Genomic DNA, 22072 nt, shown 5'->3' with positions numbered 1-22072 from the left:
CCCTCTCCCTGAAGGGAGAGGGCTAGGAAGAGGGAAAGGAACAACAAGGGAAACACAAAAATGAACGCTGCACTGAACCCCGCCACTCCCGCCCCCGAGCGCGCGAAGTCCTATTATTCCGCGAGCCTCAACGAAGAGACCCGCTACCCCACGCTGCAGGGCGAGGTGAACGTCGACATCGCCATCATCGGCGGCGGCTTCACCGGTGTTGCTACTGCCGTGGAGCTGGCCGAGCGTGGCTACAAGGTCGCCATCGTCGAGACCAACAAGGTCGGCTGGGGCGCCAGCGGGCGCAACGGCGGGCAGGTCACCGGCAGCCTCTCCGGCGACTCCGCCATGGAAAAACAGATGCGCCAGTGGCTGGGCGACGACGTCGACGACTTCATCTGGCACCTGCGCTGGCGCGGCCACGAGATCATCAAGAGCCGCGTGGAGAAATACGGCATCCAGTGCGACCTGAAGTTCGGCCACCTGCACGCGGCGATGAAGCCGTCGCACATGGACGAACTGAAGGCCACCTTCGATGACGCCAAGCGCCGTGGCATGGGCGACGAGATCAGCCTGCTGGACGGCGCCGGTGTGCGCGCGCACCTGGAAAGCGATCTCTACTGCGGCGCCATCAAGAACACCCGCAACATGCACCTGCACCCGCTCAACCTGTGCATCGGCGAGGCCAAGGCCGCCGCCAGCCTGGGCGCGCTGATCTTCGAGCACTCCGAAGTGCTGGACATCATCCACGGCCCGCGCCCGGCGGTGGTCACCTCGGGCGGACGGATCAACGCCGCGCAGGTGATGCTGGCCGGCGACGTCTACCACAAGCTCGAGCGCAAGCAGCTCAAGGGCATGATCTTCCCGGCCATGGGCGGCATCGTCACCACCAAGCCGCTGGGCGAACTGGCCAAGCGCATCAACCCGCAGGACCTGGCCGTCTACGACTGCCGCTTCGTGCTCGACTACTACCGCATGACCGGCGACGGTCGCCTGCTGTTCGGCGGCGGCGCCAACTACTCGGGCCGCGACTCCCGCGACATCGCCGGCGAACTGCGCCCGTGCATCGAGCGCACCTTCCCGGCGCTCAAGGGCGTGGACATCGAGTTCCAGTGGAGCTGCGCCATGGGCATCGTGATGAACCGCATCCCGCAGTTGGGCAAGCTGTCGGAGAACGTCTGGTACTGCCAGGGCTACTCCGGCCACGGCGTGGCGACCACCCACATCATGGGCGAGATCATGGCCACGGCGATGACCGGCGACCTGGAGAAGTTCGACACCTTCGCCCAGTGCAAGCACATCCGCGTGCCCATGGGCGACGTGTTCGGCAACCCGATGCTGGCGGCGGGCATGTGGTACTACCAGATGATGGAGAAGCTGCGCTGATAGCCATCCGGCACGGAAGTTTGCGCAGGGCGCATGACGCGTCAGCGTTATGCGTCGCGTGAGCAGCGGCGGATAACCTGTTCCAGGTTATTCGCCCTACGGTCATTCGGATCGGCCTCGGCACGGCTTTTCGTAGGACCGAGGGGACGCCTAGTCTTGTTCGCAAACCCGCCCCCGCCGCGGAGCACATTCGCGAGCAAGCTCGCTCCTACAGGAAAGCAGTGCTCTGGCTCTTGAAGTCTTCCAGAGAAACACCCGCGCACTCCGAACCGCCCCGTTCAGGAGGCCTCGTTGAAGCGGAGTTTCAGGGGTTGAGCGACATGGATGTCGCGAGAGCGCTGTCGGGCCAAGGATGGCCCGTCAGCGCGTGCCCCTGAAACTGCGCTTCAACGAGGGTATTTTTCGCTCCAAGCGAAAAACCGGATGATTGGGGCAAGACCTTTGCCTACTTTGCGTCGTTTGGCAAAGTAGGTCGCCCGAGGGGGCGAAACAAGAAGTCCACGCGCACTCTGGCGCGACGCTGGAAACAAAGGTGCGAGGCAGACACATCGCGAACGGAGTCCGCTCCTACGCCAGCACAAGCGCCCGAGTTGACCTGAAAGCGCCCCGAAACACCCACCCTCTCCGCCCGTACCCGCAGCCACTCGACACCACCGCCCCGCTCAGGGATAAAGGCTCCACTTCGCGCACTTGGAGTGAGCCATGCGTTTCCCCTCGATGACCGCCCTGCGCGTGCTGGACGCCGTCGCCCGCCTGGGCAGCCTGTCCGGCGCGGCCAGCGAGCTGAGCCTGACCCGCAGCGCCGTCAGCCACCAGTTGCACAGCCTCGAAGACTGCCTGGGCATCCCGCTCACCGAACGGGTTGGCCGCGGCATTGCGCTGACCTACCACGGCGAATGCTTCGCCCGCGAAACCCAGCGCGCCCTGGCGATCCTCAACGAGGCGCGGCGCTTCGCCAACGCCGAGGAGGTCTCCGGCCGCCTGTGCGTGAGCTGCACGCCGGGCTTTGCCACCTACTGGCTGTGCCACCAGATCGGCAAGTTCCAGCGCGCCCACCCGCAGGTGGAGCTGAACCTGGTCTCGCCCCGCGTCCCCGACGATGTCAGCGACCGTGACGTCGACCTGTTCATCGCCTACGGCGTGGGCGACTGGCAGGACCTGCACGTGGACCTGATCGCCACCCTGGACACCTTCCCGGTGTGCAGCCCGTCGCTGATCAACTCCGTCGGCGGCCTCGACTCGCCGGAAGACCTGGCCAGCCTGCCGTTCCTGCACATGGTCGATCACTCCGACTGGCTGCTGTGGACCGCCGCCGCCGGGGTGAAGAACCTCAATGTGCGCAACGGCATCGTCTTCTCCGACGCGCACCTAGTGCAGTCGGCGGCCATCGCCGGGCAAGGCGTGGCCATGGGCGATGCGCTGGTCAGCGGCGACGCCATGGCCAAGGGGCAGTTGGTGCGCCTGTTCAACGTCGCCATCGAGCCGCCCAACCGCTACTACTTCGTCACCGACCCGGCCAAGTCCGAACGCCCCGACGTACGGGCCTTCAAGGCGTGGATGAAGGCCGAGCTGCGGATGTCCGAGCAGTTCCGCCAGAATGCGCGCCATGCGCTGATTGGTGAGTGATTTCGAACAATGAGGGCAAAAAAACGCGATTGAAGCGAAGAGAGATTTGACAATACTGCGTTAAAAAAAGGCCGCTGATTTTTACCTGATCCTCACCCGGCGGCTGCTCGAACAAGAACAAGAAATCGAGGTAAGTGCAGTGGAGCGACAGCCCCAACTCCGTGCCATCGGCATCGGCAAGAGCTACGGAAGTTTCAACGCGCTGGATGGCGTGAACATCGACGTCCAGCAGGGTGAGTTCCTCACTCTCCTCGGCCCGTCGGGCTCCGGCAAGACCACCTTCCTGATGATCCTCGCCGGCTTCCAGGACCCATCCCGCGGTCGTCTGGAGGAAGGCGGCGCCGACATCACCAAGCGCCCTGCCGAGAAGCGCAACTTCGGCATGGTGTTCCAGGGCTACGCCCTGTTCCCGCACATGAGCATCGAGGACAACGTCGCCTTCCCGCTGAAGATCCGCGGCGTGAAGGCCGAGGAACGCAACCGCCGCGTGCGCCACATGCTCGACGTGGTCGGCCTCGGCGAGCACATGGGCAAGCGCCCCGGCGAGCTTTCCGGCGGGCAGCAGCAACGCGTGGCGATTGCCCGCGCCCTGGTCTTCGAGCCGGACATGCTGCTGCTCGACGAACCGCTCTCCGCCCTCGACAAGAACCTGCGCGAGCAACTGCAGGCCGAACTGCAACGCATCCACCGGCAGGTCGGCACCACCTTCGTCTTCGTCACCCACGACCAGAACGAAGCTCTCGCGCTGTCCACCCGCATCGCCATCTTCAACCGTGGCCAACTGGCCCAGGTCGATGCTCCGGAAGTCATCTACAACCAGCCGAACAACCGCTTCGTCGCCGAGTTCCTCGGCAAGATGAACCTCTTCCCGCTCAGCCAGGTGGGCCGCGCCGGCGAGCTGGCCTGCGGACGCTTCGGCGAAGCCGAACTGCGCGCCAGCTATTCCAACGCCATACAGGCCGACGCACCGCTGCTGGCGGTGCGCCCGGAACACATGCAGTTGCACAGCGCCCCGCCGCAGGTGAACGGCCACAACGTGGTGCAGGCCGTGCTGACCGCCAAGACCTACCAGGGCGCCAGCACCGAGCTGTGCCTGGGTGCGGGCACCGAAGGCAAGTTGCCGATGAGCCTGGCCGTGCACGCCGACCATCAGGCCTCGCGCCTGGAGCACGGTTCGAAGGTCTGGCTGAGCTGGCCCATCGAGAAAAGCCTGCTGCTGGCCTGAGCCGCCGAACGCGTTAGTCCCCTTTTCGCCATCCCACCTGATCGGGAGCTGCACCCATGTTCAATCCGCACCAGCAAGACTGCATCGAAGTCCTCATCGAAAAGACCCGCCGCGGGCAGATCGACCGCCGCACCTTCCTCAAGGGCATGGGCCTGATGGCCGCCCTGCCGCTGGCCCTGCGCAGCGGCGTGAGCTTCGCCGCCGGCGACAAGCCGCTGGTGGTGGTGAACTGGGGCGGCGACGCGATCAAGGCATTCGGCAAGGCCTGGACCGAGGGCTTCTCCAAGGCCACCGGCATCCCCACCAAGATCGACGGCAGCGGCCCTACCGAGGGCGCCATCCGCACCCAGCTGTCCAGCGGCCGGGTGAGCTGGGACGTGGTCGACGCGGAGAGCTCGGTCCTGCAGATACTCGGCAAGGAAGGCCTGGTGCAGCCGATCGACTACAACGTCGTGTCCAAGGACAAGGTGCTGCCCGGCTTCGCCTACGAGTACGGCATCGCCGACTACATGCTCAGCTACGTGATCGCCTACGACAGCGAGCGTTTCGGCGACAAGGCACCCAAGACCTGGGCTGACTTCTGGGACGTGAAGACCTTCCCCGGCAAGCGCACCCTCTACAAGTGGATGAACGGCATGCTGGAGGCCGCGCTGCTGGCCGACGGCGTGACCCCGGACAAGCTCTACCCGCTGGACGTGCCGCGTGCCCTGAAGAAGATCGAGGAGCTCAAGCCCCATGTGCTGTCCTTCTGGGGCTCGGGGGCGGAAACCCAGCAGCTGCTGATCGAGGGCGAAGTGTCCATGGGCGCGATCTGGAACACCCGCGCTCAGGTCATCACCGACGACAGCGAAGGCCGCATCAAGTGGACCTTCGACAACGCCCTGCTGGGCTGCAGCAACTGGGGCGTGCTCAAGGGCAACCCGGCCGGCACCGAGGCGGCGATGAAGTTCATTGCCTACGCCCAGGACCCGCAGACCCAGGTCGAACTGTTCAAGATGTTCGGCAACGGCCCGGCCAACCCCGCCGCCGCCGCGTTGATCCCTGACGACCGCAAGCACCTCAACTGCACGGACCCGGCGAACCTGCCCAAGCAGATCATGCTCAGCCACGAGTGGTACACCGACCACTACGGGGCAACCCTGGAGCAGTACCTGACCCACATTTCCAAGTGACGCGGAGCGCAGGTCATGGCCGATAACGCCCCCTCGCGGCTCAAGCTGGGCGCCCTGCTGCTGCCGCTGCCGATCGTCCTGTTCGTGTTCTACGTACTGCCCTTCCTCGGCGTGCTCGGCTGGAGCGTGACCCTGCCGGAGCCCGGGATCGAGCAGTACCAGCGGATCATGACGGACCCGGCGATCCACGACGTGCTCTGGCGGACCTTCCGCCTGTGCACCACGGTCAGCGTGATCTCCCTGGTGATCGCCTACCTGATGGCCTACTGCTGGGTCTACAGCCCGCCGTTCTGGCAGCGCGTGGTGGAAATCTGCGTGTTCATCCCGTTCTGGCTGTCGGTGCTGGTGCGTGCCTTCGGCTGGCTGATTGCCCTGCGCAGCAACGGTTTGCTCAACGACTGGCTGCAATACCTGGGCATCACCAGCGAGCCCTTGCAACTCACGCGCAACGAGCTGGGCGTGGTGATCGGCATGGTCCACTTCATGGTGCCCTTCGCGCTGTTCCCGCTGGTCTCGACCATGCGCCGCCTCGACCCGCGCGTGCTGCTCGCCGCGCGCGGCCTGGGCGCCGGGCAGATGCGCACCTTCTGGAGCATCTTCGTGCCGCAGACCATTCCGGGCATCCTTGGCGCCTTCATCATCGTCTTCGTGTTCTGCCTGGGCTTCTTCATCACCCCGGCGATCCTCGGCGGTGGGCAGACGGTGATGGTGGCCGAGTACGTCTACCTGCAGATGTTCCAGACCAGCAACTGGGGCCTGGGCGCGGCGCTTTCGGTGGTGCTGCTGGCGCTGGTGAGCGGGATGATCTGGGCGCTGCTGCGCATGACCCGCGTCGACAAGCTGGTCGGCTGAGGAACGAGGGCCTGTGGTCGTTTCGCGACGACCGCGACGGAGGCCCATTTGGCGCAGGGCAAGGCGCGAGGAGAGAGGTGTGGTGATCCAAATGAACGACGAGCAACGCGGCACTGCGCCAAATGGGCCCCGTCCCTCCGGGTTGCGCGGCAAATCGCGCCATGCTGCGTTGCAGGACTTGCCAAGGGAATAACCATAACCTGCGTCCCGCGCCTTGCCTGGCGCAATTTGACGCGGCAACGCGGCTCGCCGCGAAACGACAACAGGCCCTCATGATGAACGCACACGAAACCAAAGCCCCCAGCCGCCTGCTGGCGACCATGGCGATGATCTTCATGATCTTCCCGCTGCTGGCGGTGATCCCGGTGTCCTTCACCAGCAAGCGTTTCCTGTCGATGCCCAACGGCAACTGGTCGCTGCGGCATTACCACGCGCTGCTGGACAGCCCGGAATGGCTCTCGGCGATCAGCCAGAGCCTGATCGTCGCCACCGCCACCTGCATCATTGCGACCGCGCTGGCGGTGAGCTTCAGCCTCGGCATCTGGTACCTGCGCTCGCGCCTGGCGACCCTGCTGATCGGCCTGGTGCTGCTGCCCATGGCGATCCCGCCGATGATCTCGGCGATGGTCCTGTACTTCATGGAGACCAAGGTCAGCCAGTTCGCCCCCGGCCTGGGCTACGACACCCTGTTCGGGCTGACCATCGCGCACATCGTGATGGTGGTGCCCTACGGCGTGGTGACCATGCTGGTGGCGCTCAGCCAGCTGGATCGGCGCATCGAGCTGGCCGCGCGCAACCTCGGCGCGAGCCTGGGCCAGACCACCTTCATGGTGGTGCTGCCGAACCTCAAGCTGGGCGTGGCGAGCACGGCGCTGCTGTGCTTTGCCCTGAGCTGGGAGGAGATCGCGGTGACCCTGTTCGTCACCAGTACCGAGGTGAACACGTTGCCGCGGCAGATCTGGTCCGGCCTGCGCGACAACATCGACCCGGCGGTAGCGGCGATTTCGGTGGTGCTGATCGCCCTCACCTTCGTCGCGCTGATCGGGCGGATGATCGCCCAGAAGATTGCCGCACGCCCGGTAGGAAGCTGAAGCCTTTCCCTGTGGGAGCGAGCTTGCTCGCGAACAAATCCCCTGGCAGCTCCGGCGCCGGGCGCTTCGCGAGCAAGCTCACTCCCACAGAAAAGCGCTATCGCCGGTGACTCTGCGGCTGAAATTCAACGTCGGGCGCAGCGGCCACTCCCTGCAACAACCGCGCGGCGTAAAGACATCGCGGACGAAGTCCGCTCCCATGCGCGTCCGGATATCGGCAGCGCGATCACTCCGCCTTCTTGCGAATCCAGTACAGGTAGGTCCCCGCCTCTTCCTGCTGCTCCACCAGCTCGTGGCCGAGGAAGACGCAGAACTTGGGAATGTCACGGCGCGTGGAAGGGTCGGTGGCAATCACCTTGAGCAGCCCGCCGGCCGGCAGGTCGCGCACCTTGTTGTGCAACATCATGACCGGCTCGGGGCAGTTCAGGCCGGTGGCGTCGAGAATCGCATCGACTGGCTGGGACATCGGGTAACTCCAGAAAAACCAATGGCGTATTGTCGCGCAAAGCGCACCGTGCGGTCACCTCGCGTCCGTCCGGGTCACCCAACCTTGGTTGGGGGTGGGCGCTACGGGCGCCGGGCATGCTGGCGCACCTGCCTGACCTGCCTGGAGTCCCGATGCGCGCCCTCCTCTGCCTGTGCCTCGCCCTGCTCGCCGGCTGCGCCGCCCGCGACCAGGTTCCGGACTTCAGCGCCAGCCGCGGCCAGGACCTGCCGGCCACCTGGTTCGAAGCGGTCATCGTCGCGCGCGACGGCACCCGGCTCTCCGCCACGGTCTTCCAGCCCGCGCTGAAGGCCGGCGAAACGGCCCCGCTGATCGTCCACACCCACGGCTGGGGCGGCTGGCGGGTGACCGGGCCGGAGGGTTACTACGGCAAGAACATGATGTCCGGCCGCGCCGCCTTGCGCGCCTGGAAGGCCGGTTTCTGGGTGGTCAGCTACGACCAGCGTGGCTGGGGCGGCAGCGACGGGCGCATCGAGATGATGAACCCGCAGTTCGAGGTCCAGGATGCCAGCGCAGTGATCGACTGGGCCGCCACGCACCTGGCACGACTGACCATGGACGGCCCTAACGACCCGCGCGTCGGCATGCTCGGCGAAAGCTATGGCGGCGCCGTGCAGTTGCTGGCCTCGGCGGAAGACCCGCGCATCGACGCCATCGTGCCCATCGCCACCTGGTACGACCTGGCCGACGCCCTGGCGCCGGACGGCCAGCTGAAGATCGGCTGGGGCGGCGTGCTGGTCAGCCTGGGCCTCGCTACCGGCTACGACCTGGGCAAGTTCGTCCAGGCCGACTACCTGCACACCACCGGCGGGCGCATGGCGGAGCCGGTAAAGGCCGAGCTGCACGCCAACAGCCTCGCCAGCTACTGCGCGGCCGGCCGCCTGCCCCACGCCGACGCCCTGCTGATCCAGGGTCTGCGCGACACCCTGTTCCCGCTGGACCAGGGCCTGCAGATCCGTCAGTGCCTGAAACAGGGCCCGGCGGACGTGCGCCTGCTCGGCATGCAGGGCGGCCACATCCTGCCGCCGCCCATGCAAGCCTGGAGCGGATTGCCGCCGTTCAACAACGAGCCGGTGATCCATTGCGGCTCGCGGGCGATCAATCTCTATACCGGCATCGTCGCCTGGTACGAGGAAAAGCTGCGCAAGCGCCCTGGCGCCGCCGACGGCGTGCCGGACCTGTGCATCAGCCTCGACCTGGACCAGGGAGTGGCACTGGACGACTTGCCTCCGCCGGGCGTAACCGTCGCGCTGCCGGCCACGGCGATCCGGCCGGCATTGAGTGGCCTGGTTCAGCCTTCGACGTTCATCCCCTTGCAGCGCGTAAGCGAAACCAGCGCCTTGCTGGGCAGCGCCGAAGTGCGCCTGGATCAACCGCTGGCGGAACGCCCGGACGCACAGGTTTTTGCGGCGCTGGCGATCCGCAGCGCCGATGGCCGCACGCAGCGCCTGGATGAACAGGTGAAACCCCTGGCGAACCAGGGCAGCACGCGCCTCAACGCCGTCAGCGCCAGCCTTGCGCCGGGGGACGAGGTCGGCCTGCTGGTGAGCGGTTTCAGCGACCAGTACCTGTTCAACAGTTCCTGGCGCATCGCACCGGTAGAGTTGCGGGGCGAGGTGCAGCTGCCGAGCTTGGTGCCGCTGCAACCTCGTATGGCTGGTTCCCCGTAGAAGCAACAGCCTCACGCCCCAACTCAATCCGTGCGCGCGTTTTCCCCTCACCCCAGCCCTCTCCCGGAGGGAGAGGGAGCCTCCCGTGCCGGCTGACGCAGAGTTTTCATCCTGCACCGAATGGTCCCCTCTCCCCCTGGAAGAGGGTTAGGGTGAGGGCCGGGCCAAGTGCAGAACTATCCGATCGGCGTTCGGTGGAGTCCACGATTCGCGAGCAAGCTCGCTCCTACAAAGAGCGAGTCAGAACCAACCTGCAGGGCCGAGGGGGACACCCAGTCCTTGCTCGCGAACAGAGCCACACCAACGCTTCCCGGCGAATCGCCTAACGCAACGGCCCGTCCGGCGCTTCGTCCAGTTGCGCCAGCAGCATCGGCTGGCCATCGCCTTCGGCGGGCAGCAACGCCCACTGCTCCTTCTTGCCGAGGCGGCGATAGACCTGCTTCACCTGGCAGCCCAGCGGCAGCGGCGCCTTGAAGTGTGCATCCAGGCGCACGTTCTCCGTCAGGCGGCGGCCGGTCAGGCTGCGCGCCAGGCCCCACATGCCGTGGGCGAAGGGTTTGCCGAAGCCGTAATGCGAGGCCATCAGGCGCGACAGGTGCAGCGGGTTGAAGTCACCACTCAGACCCGCGTAGCGCCAGCCGACGATCTTCGGCACGCGCCACTGCACGCCGGAGTGGACGGGCGCTTCCAGGGTGTGCCACTGGGCGCGCTCCGGCAGCGGGTCGGGTTCGGTCTGGGCATCGAGGAAATCGCCACGGCGCAGGTAGGTGGTGATCGACTGCCAATAGAGCATGTCGTGGTGCCAGGCCTCGGTGACCACATCCACTTCCAGCCCCAGCTCGCTACGCCGGCTGGTGAGGATGCGGCAGTCGAACTGCAGCGGTTCGTGCTCATCAAGCATGCGGTAGCGCTGGATATGGCTGCGCAGGTGGATCAGCCCCACGACCGACAGCGGCATGCGCGACCAGCTGAGCAGGCGCAGGTGCAGCGGCAGGCTGATGACCTGCGGATAGAGCAGCGGCACGCCCAGCGCCGGGTCGAGGCCGAAGTGCTGGCGATAGGCGCGCAGGTGGCGCAGGTCGAATTTCAGGGTACGGCTGTCCATTGCCAGGTAGGGCACGCGCTCATCGCGGCCCAGGCCGCGGCGCGGCAGCAGCATACGGCTGTAACTGCCCAGCAGGGAGGGCAACTTTCGCTTCACGAAGGTCTCCGCAAGGATTCGCGCCGCCTAGCATGGGCAATGCCGGGCGGCGCGACAAGCCACCGAAGGTCGGGTGGCGCTGCGGAGCCGTTCCGAGTCGCTAGCGCTCGCCCTTCTCGATGCGGCGCAGGTGGCAGGTCACTTCCTCACGATCGTGGTAGAGCTGCTTGCAGCCGATCTGCACGTTCAGCCCACGCTCGCGGAAGGACTCCTCCAGGCGGTCGAGGATGCGCCGCACCTCGGCATAACGCTGCTTCATCGGCAGCTTGAGGTTGACGATGGCCTCGCGGCACAGCCCCTCGCCGATCCAGGTCTCGATCATCGCTCCCGTGCGTGCGGGCTTCTCGACGATGTCACAGACCATCCAGTCCATGCGCTGGCGCGGGCGGAAGGCGTAACCGTCGACGCGCTGGTGCTCGACCAGCCCGGAGTACATCAGGTTCTCCGCCATCGGCCCGTTGTCCACGGCGACCACGCGCATCTCCCGGTTCACCAGTTGCCAGGTCCAGCCGCCGGGCGATGCGCCCAGGTCCACGGCGAGCATGTCCGGCGCCAGGCGGCGGTCCCAGTCGGCGCGGGGGATGAAGTGGTGCCAGGCTTCTTCCAGCTTGAGCGTCGAGCGGCTGGGCGCCTCGCGAGGGAACTTCAGGCGCGGAATGCCCATCGGCCACATGGCGCAGTTGCGTGCCTCGGCCACGCCGATAAAGGCCTCGCGGCCAGAGCGGAAGGTCAGCAGCAGGCGCGGCAGGCTGGGGTCTTCCACGAGCTTGCCGGCTTTCACCAGGGCCGCGCGCAGGGGCTTCTCGAACTTGCGGCAGAAGGTCGAAAGCTCCTTGCCGTCGTTGGTGTCGAACACCTCCAGCCAGAGGCTGCCGCACTGCGGGAAGCCGGCCAGGGCCTCGAGGATCGCGCCAATGCGGTCCTGCTCCGGCAGAGTGGTGAAGCCCGTGCCTCGCGCCCACTGGCGCGGGAAGATCAGCTCGGGGAAGCGCAGTTGGCGCATCAGGCGCTCGGCGCCATCGGCATCCATGCAGATAAATTCGGCGTAGGCTGTAGCCGGTTTGGCGCGAGCGTAGCCGGGAATGTCCAGGCGCGCAGCGTGCTCGGACAGCTCGGCGCAGACCTCATTCTCGAAGCCCGGCCGGCAGTGCAGTAACAGGGTATTCATCGGGGTGTCTCCTCGGCCGCGCACTATAGAGGCTGCCCACGAAGGTTTCATGCTGATTTACAGGAATGGTCCCACAGACAGAGCCATTTGTTCTGAACCCGTTCGCCAAGCGAACGGTCCAGAACAGATGGCAACACCCCGTCGGACGGTCTAGCTTGAGTGTTCTGGCCTAACCGCCCAGAAGACTGCCCGATGATTGCCCTGCATGGCGAAATTTGCCGCCAATCGCGCTTTTTCTGCGATGGATCAGCTCGGTTGAACGCACTTTCGCCAAGTATCGCTAGCGCACCCGACATCAGCCGTGCCTGACGATCACGAGCAGAATCCAAGCCTGAGGAGAATGTCATGCCCGCAGTGGATAGCCTGAACAGCCTGCGTACCCTGGAGGTCGCCGGCAAGACCTATCACTATTACAGCCTGCCTGAAGCGGCGAAGAGTCTCGGCGACCTGGGCAAACTGCCCATGTCCCTGAAAGTCCTGCTGGAAAACCTGTTGCGCTGGGAGGACGGCAATACCGTCACCGGCGATGACCTCAAAGCCCTGGCCGGCTGGCTGAAGACCCGCAGCTCCGAGCGCGAGATCCAGTACCGCCCCGCCCGCGTGCTGATGCAGGACTTCACCGGCGTGCCGGCGGTGGTCGACCTGGCCGCCATGCGCGACGCCATGGCCAAGGCCGGCGGTGATCCGCAGAAGATCAACCCGCTGTCGCCGGTCGACCTGGTCATCGACCACTCGGTGATGGTCGACAAGTTCGCCAGCCAGTCAGCCTTCGCGCAGAACGTCGAGATCGAGATGGAGCGCAACGGCGAGCGCTACGCCTTCCTGCGCTGGGGCCAGAACGCCTTCGACAACTTCCGCGTGGTGCCGCCGGGCACCGGCATCTGCCACCAGGTCAACCTGGAATACCTGGGACGCACGGTGTGGACCAAGGACGAGGACGGCCGCACCTACGCCTTCCCCGACACACTGGTCGGCACCGATTCGCACACCACCATGATCAACGGCCTCGGCGTGCTCGGCTGGGGCGTCGGCGGCATCGAGGCAGAAGCGGCCATGCTCGGCCAGCCAGTGTCGATGCTGATTCCCGAGGTGATCGGCTTCAAGCTCACCGGCAAGCTGAAGGAAGGCATCACCGCCACCGACCTGGTGCTGACCGTCACCCAGATGCTGCGCAAGAAAGGTGTTGTCGGAAAATTCGTCGAATTCTATGGCGACGGCCTCGCCGACCTGCCGCTGGCGGACCGCGCCACCATCGCCAACATGGCCCCGGAGTACGGCGCCACCTGCGGTTTCTTCCCGGTAGACGAGATCACCCTGGGCTACCTGCGCCTGTCCGGCCGCCCGGACGATGCCGTCAAGCTGGTGGAGGCCTACAGCAAGGCCCAGGGCCTGTGGCGCGAGAAAGGCCACGAGCCGGTCTTCACCGACAGCCTGCAACTGGACATGGGCGAAGTCGAAGCCAGCCTCGCCGGACCGAAGCGCCCGCAGGACCGCGTCGCCCTCGGCCATGTCGGCCAGGCCTTCGATGACTTCCTCGGCCTGCAGATCAAGCCCGTGCCCAGCGAAGAAGGTCGCCTGCTCAATGAAGGTGGCGGCGGTGCGGCCGTGGGCGCCTACATTGCGGCCGGCGAGACCGATTACCAGCACGACGGCCAGACCCATCGCCTGAAGAACGGCGCCGTGGTAATCGCCGCCATCACTTCCTGCACCAACACCTCCAATCCCAGCGTCATGATGGCCGCCGGCCTGCTGGCGAAGAAGGCGCTGGAGAAAGGCCTGCAGCGCAAGCCCTGGGTGAAGAGCTCGCTCGCACCCGGCTCGAAAGTGGTGACCGACTACTTCCGCGCCGCCGGCCTGACCCGCTACCTGGACGAACTGGGCTTCGACCTGGTGGGTTACGGCTGCACCACCTGCATCGGCAACTCGGGGCCGCTGCTGGAGCCCATCGAGAAGGCAGTACAGCAGGCCGACCTGACCGTCGCCTCGGTGCTTTCCGGCAACCGCAACTTCGAAGGCCGCGTCCATCCGCTGGTGAAAACCAACTGGCTGGCCTCGCCGCCGCTGGTGGTCGCCTACGCCCTGGCCGGTACCGTGCGCACCGACCTGACCAGGGACCCACTGGGCACCGGCAAGGACGGTCAGCCGGTCTATCTGAAGGACATCTGGCCAACCCAGCAGGAAATCGCTGACGCCGTACAGAAAGTCGATACGGCGATGTTCCACAAGGAATACGCCGAAGTCTTCCAGGGCGATGAGAAATGGCGCGCGATCCAGGTGCCGGACGCCAAGACCTACGTCTGGCAGAACGACTCCACCTACATCCAGCATCCGCCCTTCTTCGAGCACATCGCCGACGCGCCACCGAAAGTCGAGGACATCAAAGGCGCCAACATCCTTGCGGTGCTGGGCGACTCGGTAACCACCGACCACATCTCCCCCGCCGGCAACATCAAGAAGGACAGCCCGGCCGGGCGTTACCTCAGCGAGCACGGCGTGGCCTACGCCGATTTCAACTCCTACGGATCGCGCCGTGGGAACCATGAAGTGATGATGCGCGGCACCTTCGCCAATATCCGCATCAAGAACGAGATGCTCGGTGGCGAGGAAGGTGGCAACACCCTCTACGTACCCACCGGCGACAAGCTGGCGATCTACGATGCCGCCATGCGCTACCAGCAGGACGGCACGCCGCTGGTGATCGTCGCCGGCAAGGAATACGGCACCGGCTCCTCCCGTGACTGGGCAGCCAAGGGCACCAACCTGCTGGGGGTAAAGGCAGTGATCGCCGAAAGCTTCGAGCGTATCCACCGCTCCAACCTGGTGGGCATGGGCGTGTTGCCGCTGCAGTTCAAGGACGGCGAGGACCGCAAGGCGCTCAAGCTGACCGGCAAGGAAGTGCTGAGCATCAGCGGCCTGTCCGGCGAGCTGAAGCCGCACATGAACCTAAAGGTCGCGGTGCAGCGCGAGGACGGCAGCCAGGACAGCTTCGAGGTGCTCTGCCGGATCGATACCCAGAACGAAGTCGAGTACTTCAAGGCCGGCGGCATCCTTCACTACGTGCTGCGCAGCCTGATCTGAGGCATGGCGGCGGCCTGCAACAGGCCGCCGCCTCCTTCTTTGGTTTCATTTCGGTGACCAGTGGCGATAGGCTATCGTCCATATCCTGGCGTCACTCTTCTGACTTTTTTCTGTGACAGCCATCAAATTTTCGATCTGGCGGCCGATAAGCTGGACAGACGTACCATTTTCGACTTTGCCCGAGATCCCAGCCTGATGCGCAACAACCAGCCGATCACCCAGCGTGAATGCTCCTTCCCCGCCGAACAGCGGCTGATCTCCACCACCGATGCCCGCGGCGTGATCGGTTACGCCAATGAAGCTTTTACCGCCATCAGCGGATTCTCCCGCGAGGAACTGGTCGGCGCACCGCACAACCTGGTGCGCCACCCGGACGTTCCGTCCGCCGTGTTCGCGCACATGTGGACCACCCTGAAAAAGGGCCGCCCGTGGATGGGCATCGTCAAGAATCGCTGCAAGAACGGCGACCACTACTGGGTCAGCGCCTACGTCACGCCCATCTATGAGCGCAACGAGATCGTCGGTTACGAGTCGGTGCGGGTGAAACCCACCGCCGAACAGGTGCGCCGTGCCGAGGCGCTGTATGCACGGATCAATGCCGGAAAGTCGGCCATTCCCACCCGCGACCGCTGGCTGCCGGTGCTGCTGGACTGGCTGCCGTTCATCCTGATCGGCCAGATCGGCTTCCTCATCGGCGTCTGGCTGAATTCTCACTGGGGCTTCCTGCTGGCCGCCCTGCTGTCGATCCCGCTCGGCCTCATCGGCCTTGGCTGGCAGCAGCGCGGCCTCAAGCGCCTGCTGCGCCTGGCCGAGCAGACCACTTCCGACCCGCTGATCGCACAGATGTACACCGACAGCCGTGGCGCACAGGCGCGCCTGGAAATGTCCATTCTCAGCCAGGAAGCACGCCTGAAGACCTGTCTGACTCGTCTGCAGGACACCGCTGAAACCCTCACCGAGCAGGCCCGCGAAGCCGACTCACTGGCCCACCACAGTTCCGCCGGCCTCGACCGCCAGCGTCAGGAGACCGAGCAGGTGGCCACCGCCGTCAACCAGATGGCCGCTACCACCCAGGAAGTGGCCGACAACGTGCAGCGCACGGCCGATGCCACCCGCCAGGCCAACGACCTGACCACTGAGGGCCGGCAGATCGCCGCCGAGACCCGCGAGGCCATGCAGCGTCTCTCCAACTCCGTGGGTGAAACCGGTGAAGCGGTCAGTCAGCTGGCCCGCGACAGCGAGCAGATAGGCGGTGTGGTGGACGTGATCAAGGGCATCGCCGACCAGACGAACCTGCTGGCACTCAATGCCGCCATCGAGGCAGCCCGTGCTGGCGAGATGGGCCGCGGCTTTGCCGTGGTCGCCGACGAAGTCCGTTCGCTGGCCCAGCGCACCGCCGAGTCCACCGGGCAGATTCACAAGTTGATCGCCAACCTGCAGAACACCGCCACCGAAGCCGTGCGCGCCATGGAGTCCGGTCGCCGCCAGGCCGACGAAGGCGTGGACCGCGTGTTGCAGGCGGACAACGCGCTAGTGGGCATCAGCGATGCGGTGGCGAACATCACCGAGATGACTACCCAGATCGCCGCCGCCGCGGAAGAACAGAGCGCCGTGGCCGAGGAGATCAACCGCAACATCAGCACCATCGCCAACCTCGCCGACCAGACGTCCGGCGAAGCCCAGCGCACCGCCCTGCTCAGCGAGGAGCTGACGCAGACCGCACAACGCCAGTACTCGCTGGTGGAGCGGTTCAACCGCTGAGCCTTGACAGGCTCCCTGCCGGAGCGCGCCAGGCGCGAGATCGCTGGCGCGCCCGTTCCTGAAGAGGCATCTGTCAGCTACTTGAAGTCCCACTGCATCTGAGCCGGGATACTGACATCTCGCGAGGAATGCACGCACACGCCCACGTAGTCGGTGAAGCGCGGCGGCGCGGCGATGCCTTCGTCGAGCAGACGCTGGTTGTCGAACAGGTAGTTGAGGTCGGCGAAGCCGCTGTACAGGCGCAGCGCACGCAGCACAAGGCGCGGGTTGGCCTTGCCGATTCGACTCTCGAAGCTGCCGGCCAGCTCGCGCAGATCCTCCGAACTGACCTTCCGGTAGCGGTCCCCCACTGGGGTCTCGCCACGGGCGTCGGCGTAGGCCTGGTCGATTTCGCCGAAGGTGCAGGCAGAGCCGTGTCCGGCGGAGATGTGGTAGAGGTTGTGGCTCAGTTGCGGCTTGAGCGCCAGGGTGACCAGTGCCTCGGCGCAGTAGTCCACCGGGATCACATCGATCTGCTCGTCCAGGCCGCAGGTAAAACTCTCCAGGGCGAAGCCCATGCGGAACACCCAGAAGATGCTGCCCGAGGCGCGGCAGCCCAGTTCGCGATGCCCGACCACGATGGACGGCCGCGCCACCACCAGCGGTAACTGCGGCAGTTCTTCGCGCATGCGCCGTTCGATCTCGGCCTTGGAGGCGGTGTAGTCCACCAGTTGTTCTTCGCTGTCGGGGAAGTCCCAGGATTCGCGCACCGGCGACTCGCGCTGCGGCCCGCAGCACATGGCCGTCCCTACATGCAGGAAGCGCTTGAGGTTGCGGGACTGGCTGAGCAGTCTGGCGAAGGCGAAGGTGCCTTCGACATTCACCGGCCAGATGCTCGGGTTCTTCGAAAACGAGGCGACGGCAGCACAATTGATCACCTGCTCCACGCGCATCAGACGTGCGCGTTCGCCCTGCATCCAGGCGGTGTCGAGCAGGTCGCCGCAAAGGATCTGGTGGTCCTGCAGGCGCTCCAGGGCAGCCTCTGGCACGCAGTGCAGCCGCAGGTTGTCGCGCAGGCGCTCCAGGCCCTGGGCTGGGATTCTGGCACGCACCAGAAACAGCAGCGCCTCGCTCTGGCCGTCGGCAATCAGGTGCGCGGCAACGGAGCCGCCGAGGAAACCGGTGGCGCCAGTCAGCAGCAGACTGTGCGCGATACCTGGGGTGAAACGCGGGGCGTGGGTGGCAATGCGATCGGCAAATTCGGTGTTCATGGCAGCCTTCGGCCTGTCCTCTGGAAGCGGGTTGCCGGCTCCTGGAAGCCGGCGGAGGCGAGGATAGAAGGGATTGCCTTAAGGAGCGGTTACGACGCGAGGAACTCTGCTATCTGCTCGGCGGTAGTCTCCAGATGCTGGTCATGGGTCAGCCCGGAGACCTTGAGTGGCTTGAGATCATGGTCGGCCGCCGCCAGCCAGTGCAGCTGGATCGCCGGCGACAACGCGTAGCGTTCGACCGTGGCACGGTCGCCCAATGCATCGCGTTCGCCCTGGACGATCAGGGTCGGCGTCGTCAGTTCGGCGAGGTGGGCCACGCGCGGTTTTTCCGGCTTGCCGGCGGCATAGAACGGATAGCCCAGGCAGACCAGCGCGTCGGCGCCCAGTTCGTCCGCCAACAGGCTGGCCATGCGCCCGCCCATGGATTTGCCGCCAATCGCCAGCTTGCCTGCTGCTTCGGCGCGAACCTGCGCGTATACCCGCCGCCAGCAGTCCAGCAAGTGCTTCTGCGGATTGGGCGGACGCCGCCGGCCGTCCTCGCGGCGCATGGCCATATAGGGGAACTCGAAGCGCACGACAGAGATACCCCGTTCGGCCAGCCGCGCGGCGATGTCGCCCATGAACGGGCTGTCCATCGGCGCACCCGCGCCGTGGGCCAGAACCAGCGTAGCCGACAGTTCGCGCCGTGCCGGGTTCCGCAGCAGCGACAAAGGACCGCAGGCGCCCGCGACAGAGGTCTCAGGCGGCAATTGATCCGAATCAATATTCCTCGACGGGCCTTTATCCATCCTTCACTCCGCTAATTCCGAATTAGTACCTATCCCAAGGGGGAGGGGCGGCGTAAGCCGTAAAAAACCTGCCGGGATGGGCATAGCCCATAACCGTGGATGGAAGCCCATAAATGAGCACAACCAATCAGACCGCTTATAACTATAAGGTGGTCCGCCAGTTCGCCATTATGACAGTGGTGTGGGGGATCGTCGGCATGGCCGTCGGTGTCCTGATCGCCGCTCAACTGGTGTGGCCGGACCTTAACCTCGGCTTACCGTGGACGAGCTTCGGGCGCCTGCGCCCGCTGCATACCAATGCGGTGATCTTCGCCTTCGGCGGCTGCGCACTGTTCGCCACCAGCTACTACTCGGTGCAGCGCACCTGCCAGACCCGCCTGTTCGCAGGTCCGCTCGCTTCCTTCACCTTCTGGGGTTGGCAGCTGGTGATCCTGTTGGCGGCCATTACCCTGCCACTGGGTTACACCTCTTCCAAGGAGTACGCCGAGCTGGAGTGGCCGATCGACATTTTGATCACCATCGTCTGGGTGTCCTACGCGATCGTCTTCTTCGGCACGCTGATTAAGCGCAAGACCAAGCACATCTACGTGGGCAACTGGTTCTTCGGCGCCTTCATCCTGACCGTGGCGATCCTGCACGTAGTCAACAACCTGGAAATCCCGGTCAGCCTGACCAAGTCCTATTCCCTGTACTCGGGCGCCACCGACGCGATGATCCAGTGGTGGTACGGCCACAACGCCGTGGGCTTCTTCCTGACCGCGGGCTTCCTGGGGATGATGTACTACTTCGTTCCGAAGCAGGCCGAGCGTCCGGTCTATTCCTATCGCCTGTCCATCGTGCACTTCTGGGCGCTGATCGCCGTCTACATCTGGGCCGGCCCGCACCACCTGCACTACACCGCGCTGCCGGACTGGGCGCAGTCGCTGGGCATGGTGATGTCCCTGATCCTGCTGGCGCCGAGCTGGGGCGGCATGATCAACGGCATGATGACCCTCTCCGGCGCCTGGCATAAGCTGCGCACCGACCCGATCCTGCGCTTCCTGGTGGTTTCCCTGGCCTTCTACGGCATGTCCACCTTCGAAGGCCCGATGATGGCCATCAAGACCGTCAACGCCCTGTCGCACTACACCGACTGGACCATCGGCCACGTACACGCCGGCGCTCTGGGCTGGGTAGCGATGGTGTCCATCGGCTCGCTGTACCACCTGATTCCGAAAGTCTTCGGCCGCGAGCAGATGCACAGCGTGGGCCTGATCAACACCCACTTCTGGCTGGCCACCATCGGCACCGTTCTGTACATCGCCTCCATGTGGGTCAACGGCATCACCCAGGGCCTGATGTGGCGCGCGGTAAACGCCGACGGCACCCTCACCTACTCCTTCGTCGAAGCCCTGGCCGCCGGCCACCCCGGCTTCATCGTGCGGATGATCGGTGGTGCCATCTTCCTGCTGGGCATGCTGGTCATGGCCTACAACGTCTGGCGCACCGTAGCGGCCGCCAAACCGGCCGAAATGCAAGCCGCGGCGCAGATGGCCTGAGGAGTCCGACATGAAACACGAAGTACTCGAGAAAAACGTCGGCCTGCTGGCCCTGTGCATGGCCGTCGCCGTGAGCATCGGCGGCCTGACCCAGATCGTCCCGCTGTTCTTCCAGGACGTCACCAACACCCCGGTGGAAGGCATGAAGCCCTACACCGCCCTGCAACTGGAAGGCCGTGACGTCTACATCCGCGAAGGCTGCGTAGGCTGCCACTCGCAAATGATCCGTCCGTTCCGCGCCGAGACCGAGCGCTACGGCCACTACTCCGTCGCCGGTGAGAGCGTCTGGGATCACCCGTTCCTGTGGGGCTCCAAGCGTACCGGCCCGGACCTGGCCCGCGTCGGCGGCCGCTACTCCGACGACTGGCACCGCGCGCACCTGTACAACCCGCGCAACGTGGTCCCGGAGTCGAAGATGCCCGCCTACCCCTGGCTGGTCGAGAACAAGCTCGACGGCAAGGATACGGCGAAGAAACTGGAAGTGATGCGTGTCATGGGCGTGCCCTACACGGACGACGACATCGCTGGCGCCAGCGACGCCGTCAAAGGGAAGACCGAAATGGACGCGGTCGTCGCGTACCTGCAGGTCCTCGGCACCTCCATCAAGAACAAGCGGTGACAACCTTGGATATCGGGACCATTCGCGGCCTCGGCACCGTCATCGTGATGGTTGCCTTCGTCGGCGTACTGCTCTGGGCTTACGGCGGCAAACGCAAGGAGCGCTTCGACGAAGACGCGCTGCTGCCTTTCGCGGATGACCCGGTAGCCAAGCAGCACGCTGAGCAAGAGCAAGCTTCTAGGAGCAACAACGCATGACTACCTTCTGGAGTCTGTACATCACCGTTTTAACAGTCGGTTCGCTGATCGCCCTGCTGTGGCTGGTATTCGCCACCCGCAGCGGGCAGTCCTCGAACACCACCGACCAGACCATGGGCCACGCCTTCGACGGCATCGAGGAGTACGACAATCCGCTGCCCAAGTGGTGGTTCCTGCTGTTCGTCGGCACCATCGTCTTCGCCGCAGGCTACCTGGTGCTCTACCCGGGCCTGGGCAACTGGAAAGGCGTCCTGCCGGGCTACGACGGCGGCTGGACGCAGGACAAGCAATGGGAGCGCGAAGAAGCCCTGGCCAAGGAAAAATACGGCCCGATCTTCGCCAAATACGCGGCCATGTCGGTGGAAGAAGTCGCCAAGGATCCGCAAGCCATGAAAATGGGCGAGCGCCTCTTCGCCACCTACTGCGCCATCTGCCATGGCTCCGATGCGAAGGGCGCAGCAGGCTTCCCGAACCTGACCGACAGCGACTGGCGCTGGGGCGGCACCGCCCAGGACATCCAGACCACCATCCTCGGTGGCCGCCAGGCCGCCATGCCGGCCTGGGGTGAAGTGCTGGGCGACAAGGGTGTGCAGGACGTGGCGGCCTTCGTCACCGCCAAACTGGACGGCCGCAAGCTGCCCGAAGGCGTGACCGCGGAGAACGTCGACAACGGCGGCAAGCTGTTCGCCACCACCTGCGTCGCCTGCCACGGTCCGGAAGGCAAGGGCAACCCGCTGATGGGAGCGCCTGACCTGACCCACCCGGGTGCGTTCATCTACGGTTCCAGCTACGCACAACTGCAGCAGACCATCCGTCACGGCCGCCAGGGCCAGATGCCGGCGCAGGAGCAGTACCTGGGCAAAGACAAAGTGCACATTCTCGCCGGTTACATCTACAACATTTCCGGCCAGGCGAAGTAAACTCCGCGCCCCCCCAACTCGCGCCCGCTAAAACGGG

Annotated in this window: 18 protein-coding genes; 13 read left to right on the top strand and 5 right to left on the bottom strand. The window is 65.3% G+C overall.

Annotated features, from left to right (window positions below):
- The first annotated feature begins 60 nt into the window (after nucleotides 1–60).
- From GJV37_RS07400 to GJV37_RS07375, 6 genes are all read left to right on the top strand, one after another.
- Nucleotides 61–1374, top strand: coding sequence for an NAD(P)/FAD-dependent oxidoreductase (locus tag GJV37_RS07400; RefSeq protein WP_024763539.1), 1314 nt, complete (start codon nucleotides 61–63; stop codon nucleotides 1372–1374).
- 702 nt (nucleotides 1375–2076) lie between these two features.
- Nucleotides 2077–3000 (top strand): LysR substrate-binding domain-containing protein, encoded by a 924-nt coding sequence (locus GJV37_RS07395; RefSeq protein ID WP_037018793.1) that lies wholly within the window; start codon nucleotides 2077–2079, stop codon nucleotides 2998–3000.
- A gap of 139 nt (nucleotides 3001–3139) precedes the next feature.
- Complete coding sequence (locus GJV37_RS07390; RefSeq protein ID WP_170858462.1) at nucleotides 3140–4225, top strand: ABC transporter ATP-binding protein; 1086 nt, start codon at nucleotides 3140–3142, stop codon at nucleotides 4223–4225.
- A 56-nt stretch (nucleotides 4226–4281) separates the two neighbouring features.
- Entirely contained in the window at nucleotides 4282–5397 is a 1116-nt protein-coding gene (locus tag GJV37_RS07385; RefSeq protein ID WP_024763541.1) for an ABC transporter substrate-binding protein, read from the top strand.
- A 15-nt stretch (nucleotides 5398–5412) separates the two neighbouring features.
- Entirely contained in the window at nucleotides 5413–6249 is an 837-nt protein-coding gene (locus tag GJV37_RS07380; protein WP_024763542.1) for an ABC transporter permease, read from the top strand.
- Nucleotides 6250–6524: 275 nt separating this feature from the next.
- Nucleotides 6525–7340 carry an ABC transporter permease gene (locus GJV37_RS07375; RefSeq protein WP_024763543.1) on the top strand — a complete coding sequence of 272 codons (816 nt, stop codon included), beginning with the start codon at nucleotides 6525–6527 and terminating at the stop codon, nucleotides 7338–7340.
- A 226-nt stretch (nucleotides 7341–7566) separates the two neighbouring features.
- Here GJV37_RS07375 and tusA read toward each other — a convergent pair whose 3' ends face one another.
- Nucleotides 7567–7806, bottom strand: a complete 240-nt coding sequence (tusA, locus tag GJV37_RS07370) for a sulfurtransferase TusA (protein WP_015477744.1) — start codon at nucleotides 7804–7806, stop codon at nucleotides 7567–7569.
- 152 nt (nucleotides 7807–7958) lie between these two features.
- Here tusA and GJV37_RS07365 point away from each other — a divergent pair, with 152 nt between their 5' ends.
- Entirely contained in the window at nucleotides 7959–9515 is a 1557-nt protein-coding gene (locus tag GJV37_RS07365) for an alpha/beta hydrolase (RefSeq protein ID WP_170858460.1), read from the top strand.
- 322 nt (nucleotides 9516–9837) lie between these two features.
- On the opposite strand, the gene GJV37_RS07360 is transcribed toward GJV37_RS07365, so the two are convergent.
- On the bottom strand, nucleotides 9838–10716 hold the full coding sequence (locus GJV37_RS07360) for a MaoC family dehydratase (protein ID WP_193452260.1): 879 nt from the start codon (nucleotides 10714–10716) through the stop codon (nucleotides 9838–9840).
- 100 nt (nucleotides 10717–10816) lie between these two features.
- Nucleotides 10817–11884, bottom strand: coding sequence for a 23S rRNA (cytidine(2498)-2'-O)-methyltransferase RlmM (gene rlmM, locus GJV37_RS07355; protein WP_170858458.1), 1068 nt, complete (start codon nucleotides 11882–11884; stop codon nucleotides 10817–10819).
- A 345-nt stretch (nucleotides 11885–12229) separates the two neighbouring features.
- Between rlmM and acnA the strand changes: the two genes are divergently transcribed.
- Both acnA and GJV37_RS07345 read left to right on the top strand, forming a co-directional pair.
- A complete protein-coding gene (acnA, locus tag GJV37_RS07350; protein WP_193452259.1) occupies nucleotides 12230–14962 on the top strand; it encodes an aconitate hydratase AcnA in 2733 nt (910 codons plus the stop codon).
- A 195-nt stretch (nucleotides 14963–15157) separates the two neighbouring features.
- Nucleotides 15158–16723 (top strand): methyl-accepting chemotaxis protein, encoded by a 1566-nt coding sequence (locus tag GJV37_RS07345; protein ID WP_193452258.1) that lies wholly within the window; start codon nucleotides 15158–15160, stop codon nucleotides 16721–16723.
- Between the two features lie 77 nt (nucleotides 16724–16800).
- On the opposite strand, the gene cprA is transcribed toward GJV37_RS07345, so the two are convergent.
- Both cprA and GJV37_RS07335 read right to left on the bottom strand, forming a co-directional pair.
- On the bottom strand, nucleotides 16801–17973 hold the full coding sequence (gene cprA / locus GJV37_RS07340; protein ID WP_240967230.1) for a cationic peptide resistance protein CprA: 1173 nt from the start codon (nucleotides 17971–17973) through the stop codon (nucleotides 16801–16803).
- Between the two features lie 89 nt (nucleotides 17974–18062).
- On the bottom strand, nucleotides 18063–18761 hold the full coding sequence (locus GJV37_RS07335) for an alpha/beta family hydrolase (RefSeq protein ID WP_128082505.1): 699 nt from the start codon (nucleotides 18759–18761) through the stop codon (nucleotides 18063–18065).
- Nucleotides 18762–18874: 113 nt separating this feature from the next.
- On the opposite strand from GJV37_RS07335, the gene ccoN reads away from it, so the two are divergent.
- Genes ccoN through ccoP form a run of 4 tightly spaced genes read left to right on the top strand, consistent with a single transcriptional unit; the run spans nucleotide 18875 to nucleotide 22035 of the window.
- Nucleotides 18875–20299, top strand: a complete 1425-nt coding sequence (ccoN, locus tag GJV37_RS07330; RefSeq protein WP_038803522.1) for a cytochrome-c oxidase, cbb3-type subunit I — start codon at nucleotides 18875–18877, stop codon at nucleotides 20297–20299.
- Nucleotides 20300–20309: 10 nt separating this feature from the next.
- Entirely contained in the window at nucleotides 20310–20918 is a 609-nt protein-coding gene (gene ccoO / locus GJV37_RS07325) for a cytochrome-c oxidase, cbb3-type subunit II (RefSeq protein WP_015477751.1), read from the top strand.
- A gap of 5 nt (nucleotides 20919–20923) precedes the next feature.
- On the top strand, nucleotides 20924–21115 hold the full coding sequence (locus GJV37_RS07320) for a CcoQ/FixQ family Cbb3-type cytochrome c oxidase assembly chaperone (RefSeq protein WP_024767473.1): 192 nt from the start codon (nucleotides 20924–20926) through the stop codon (nucleotides 21113–21115).
- Nucleotides 21112–22035, top strand: coding sequence for a cytochrome-c oxidase, cbb3-type subunit III (ccoP, locus tag GJV37_RS07315; protein WP_037018020.1), 924 nt, complete (start codon nucleotides 21112–21114; stop codon nucleotides 22033–22035). The genes GJV37_RS07320 and ccoP overlap by 4 nt, the downstream gene beginning before the upstream one ends.
- Nucleotides 22036–22072: the final 37 nt, after the last annotated feature.

Origin of the sequence: Pseudomonas nitroreducens, assembly GCF_010994165.1 — a bacterium.
Lineage (GTDB): Bacteria > Pseudomonadota > Gammaproteobacteria > Pseudomonadales > Pseudomonadaceae > Pseudomonas > Pseudomonas nitroreducens.
Note: the sequence above shows the minus strand (reverse complement) of the source record. Positions and strands in the feature narration are given on the sequence as shown.

Excerpts from the sequence above, each read along its gene's own strand:
- rlmM (WP_170858458.1), bottom strand. The coding sequence starts at position 11,884 with ATGAATACCCTGTTACTGCACTGCCGGCCGGGCTTCGAGAATGAGGTC.
- tusA (WP_015477744.1), bottom strand. The coding sequence starts at position 7,806 with ATGTCCCAGCCAGTCGATGCGATTCTCGACGCCACCGGCCTGAACTGC.
- ccoN (WP_038803522.1), top strand. The coding sequence starts at position 18,875 with ATGAGCACAACCAATCAGACCGCTTATAACTATAAGGTGGTCCGCCAG.
- GJV37_RS07395 (WP_037018793.1), top strand. The coding sequence starts at position 2,077 with ATGCGTTTCCCCTCGATGACCGCCCTGCGCGTGCTGGACGCCGTCGCC.
- cprA (WP_240967230.1), bottom strand. The coding sequence starts at position 17,973 with ATGAACACCGAATTTGCCGATCGCATTGCCACCCACGCCCCGCGTTTC.
- GJV37_RS07380 (WP_024763542.1), top strand. The coding sequence starts at position 5,413 with ATGGCCGATAACGCCCCCTCGCGGCTCAAGCTGGGCGCCCTGCTGCTG.
- GJV37_RS07345 (WP_193452258.1), top strand. The coding sequence starts at position 15,158 with ATGCGCAACAACCAGCCGATCACCCAGCGTGAATGCTCCTTCCCCGCC.
- ccoP (WP_037018020.1), top strand. The coding sequence starts at position 21,112 with ATGACTACCTTCTGGAGTCTGTACATCACCGTTTTAACAGTCGGTTCG.
- GJV37_RS07375 (WP_024763543.1), top strand. The coding sequence starts at position 6,525 with ATGAACGCACACGAAACCAAAGCCCCCAGCCGCCTGCTGGCGACCATG.
- GJV37_RS07400 (WP_024763539.1), top strand. The coding sequence starts at position 61 with ATGAACGCTGCACTGAACCCCGCCACTCCCGCCCCCGAGCGCGCGAAG.
- ccoO (WP_015477751.1), top strand. The coding sequence starts at position 20,310 with ATGAAACACGAAGTACTCGAGAAAAACGTCGGCCTGCTGGCCCTGTGC.
- GJV37_RS07385 (WP_024763541.1), top strand. The coding sequence starts at position 4,282 with ATGTTCAATCCGCACCAGCAAGACTGCATCGAAGTCCTCATCGAAAAG.
- GJV37_RS07335 (WP_128082505.1), bottom strand. The coding sequence starts at position 18,761 with ATGGATAAAGGCCCGTCGAGGAATATTGATTCGGATCAATTGCCGCCT.
- GJV37_RS07365 (WP_170858460.1), top strand. The coding sequence starts at position 7,959 with ATGCGCGCCCTCCTCTGCCTGTGCCTCGCCCTGCTCGCCGGCTGCGCC.
- acnA (WP_193452259.1), top strand. The coding sequence starts at position 12,230 with ATGCCCGCAGTGGATAGCCTGAACAGCCTGCGTACCCTGGAGGTCGCC.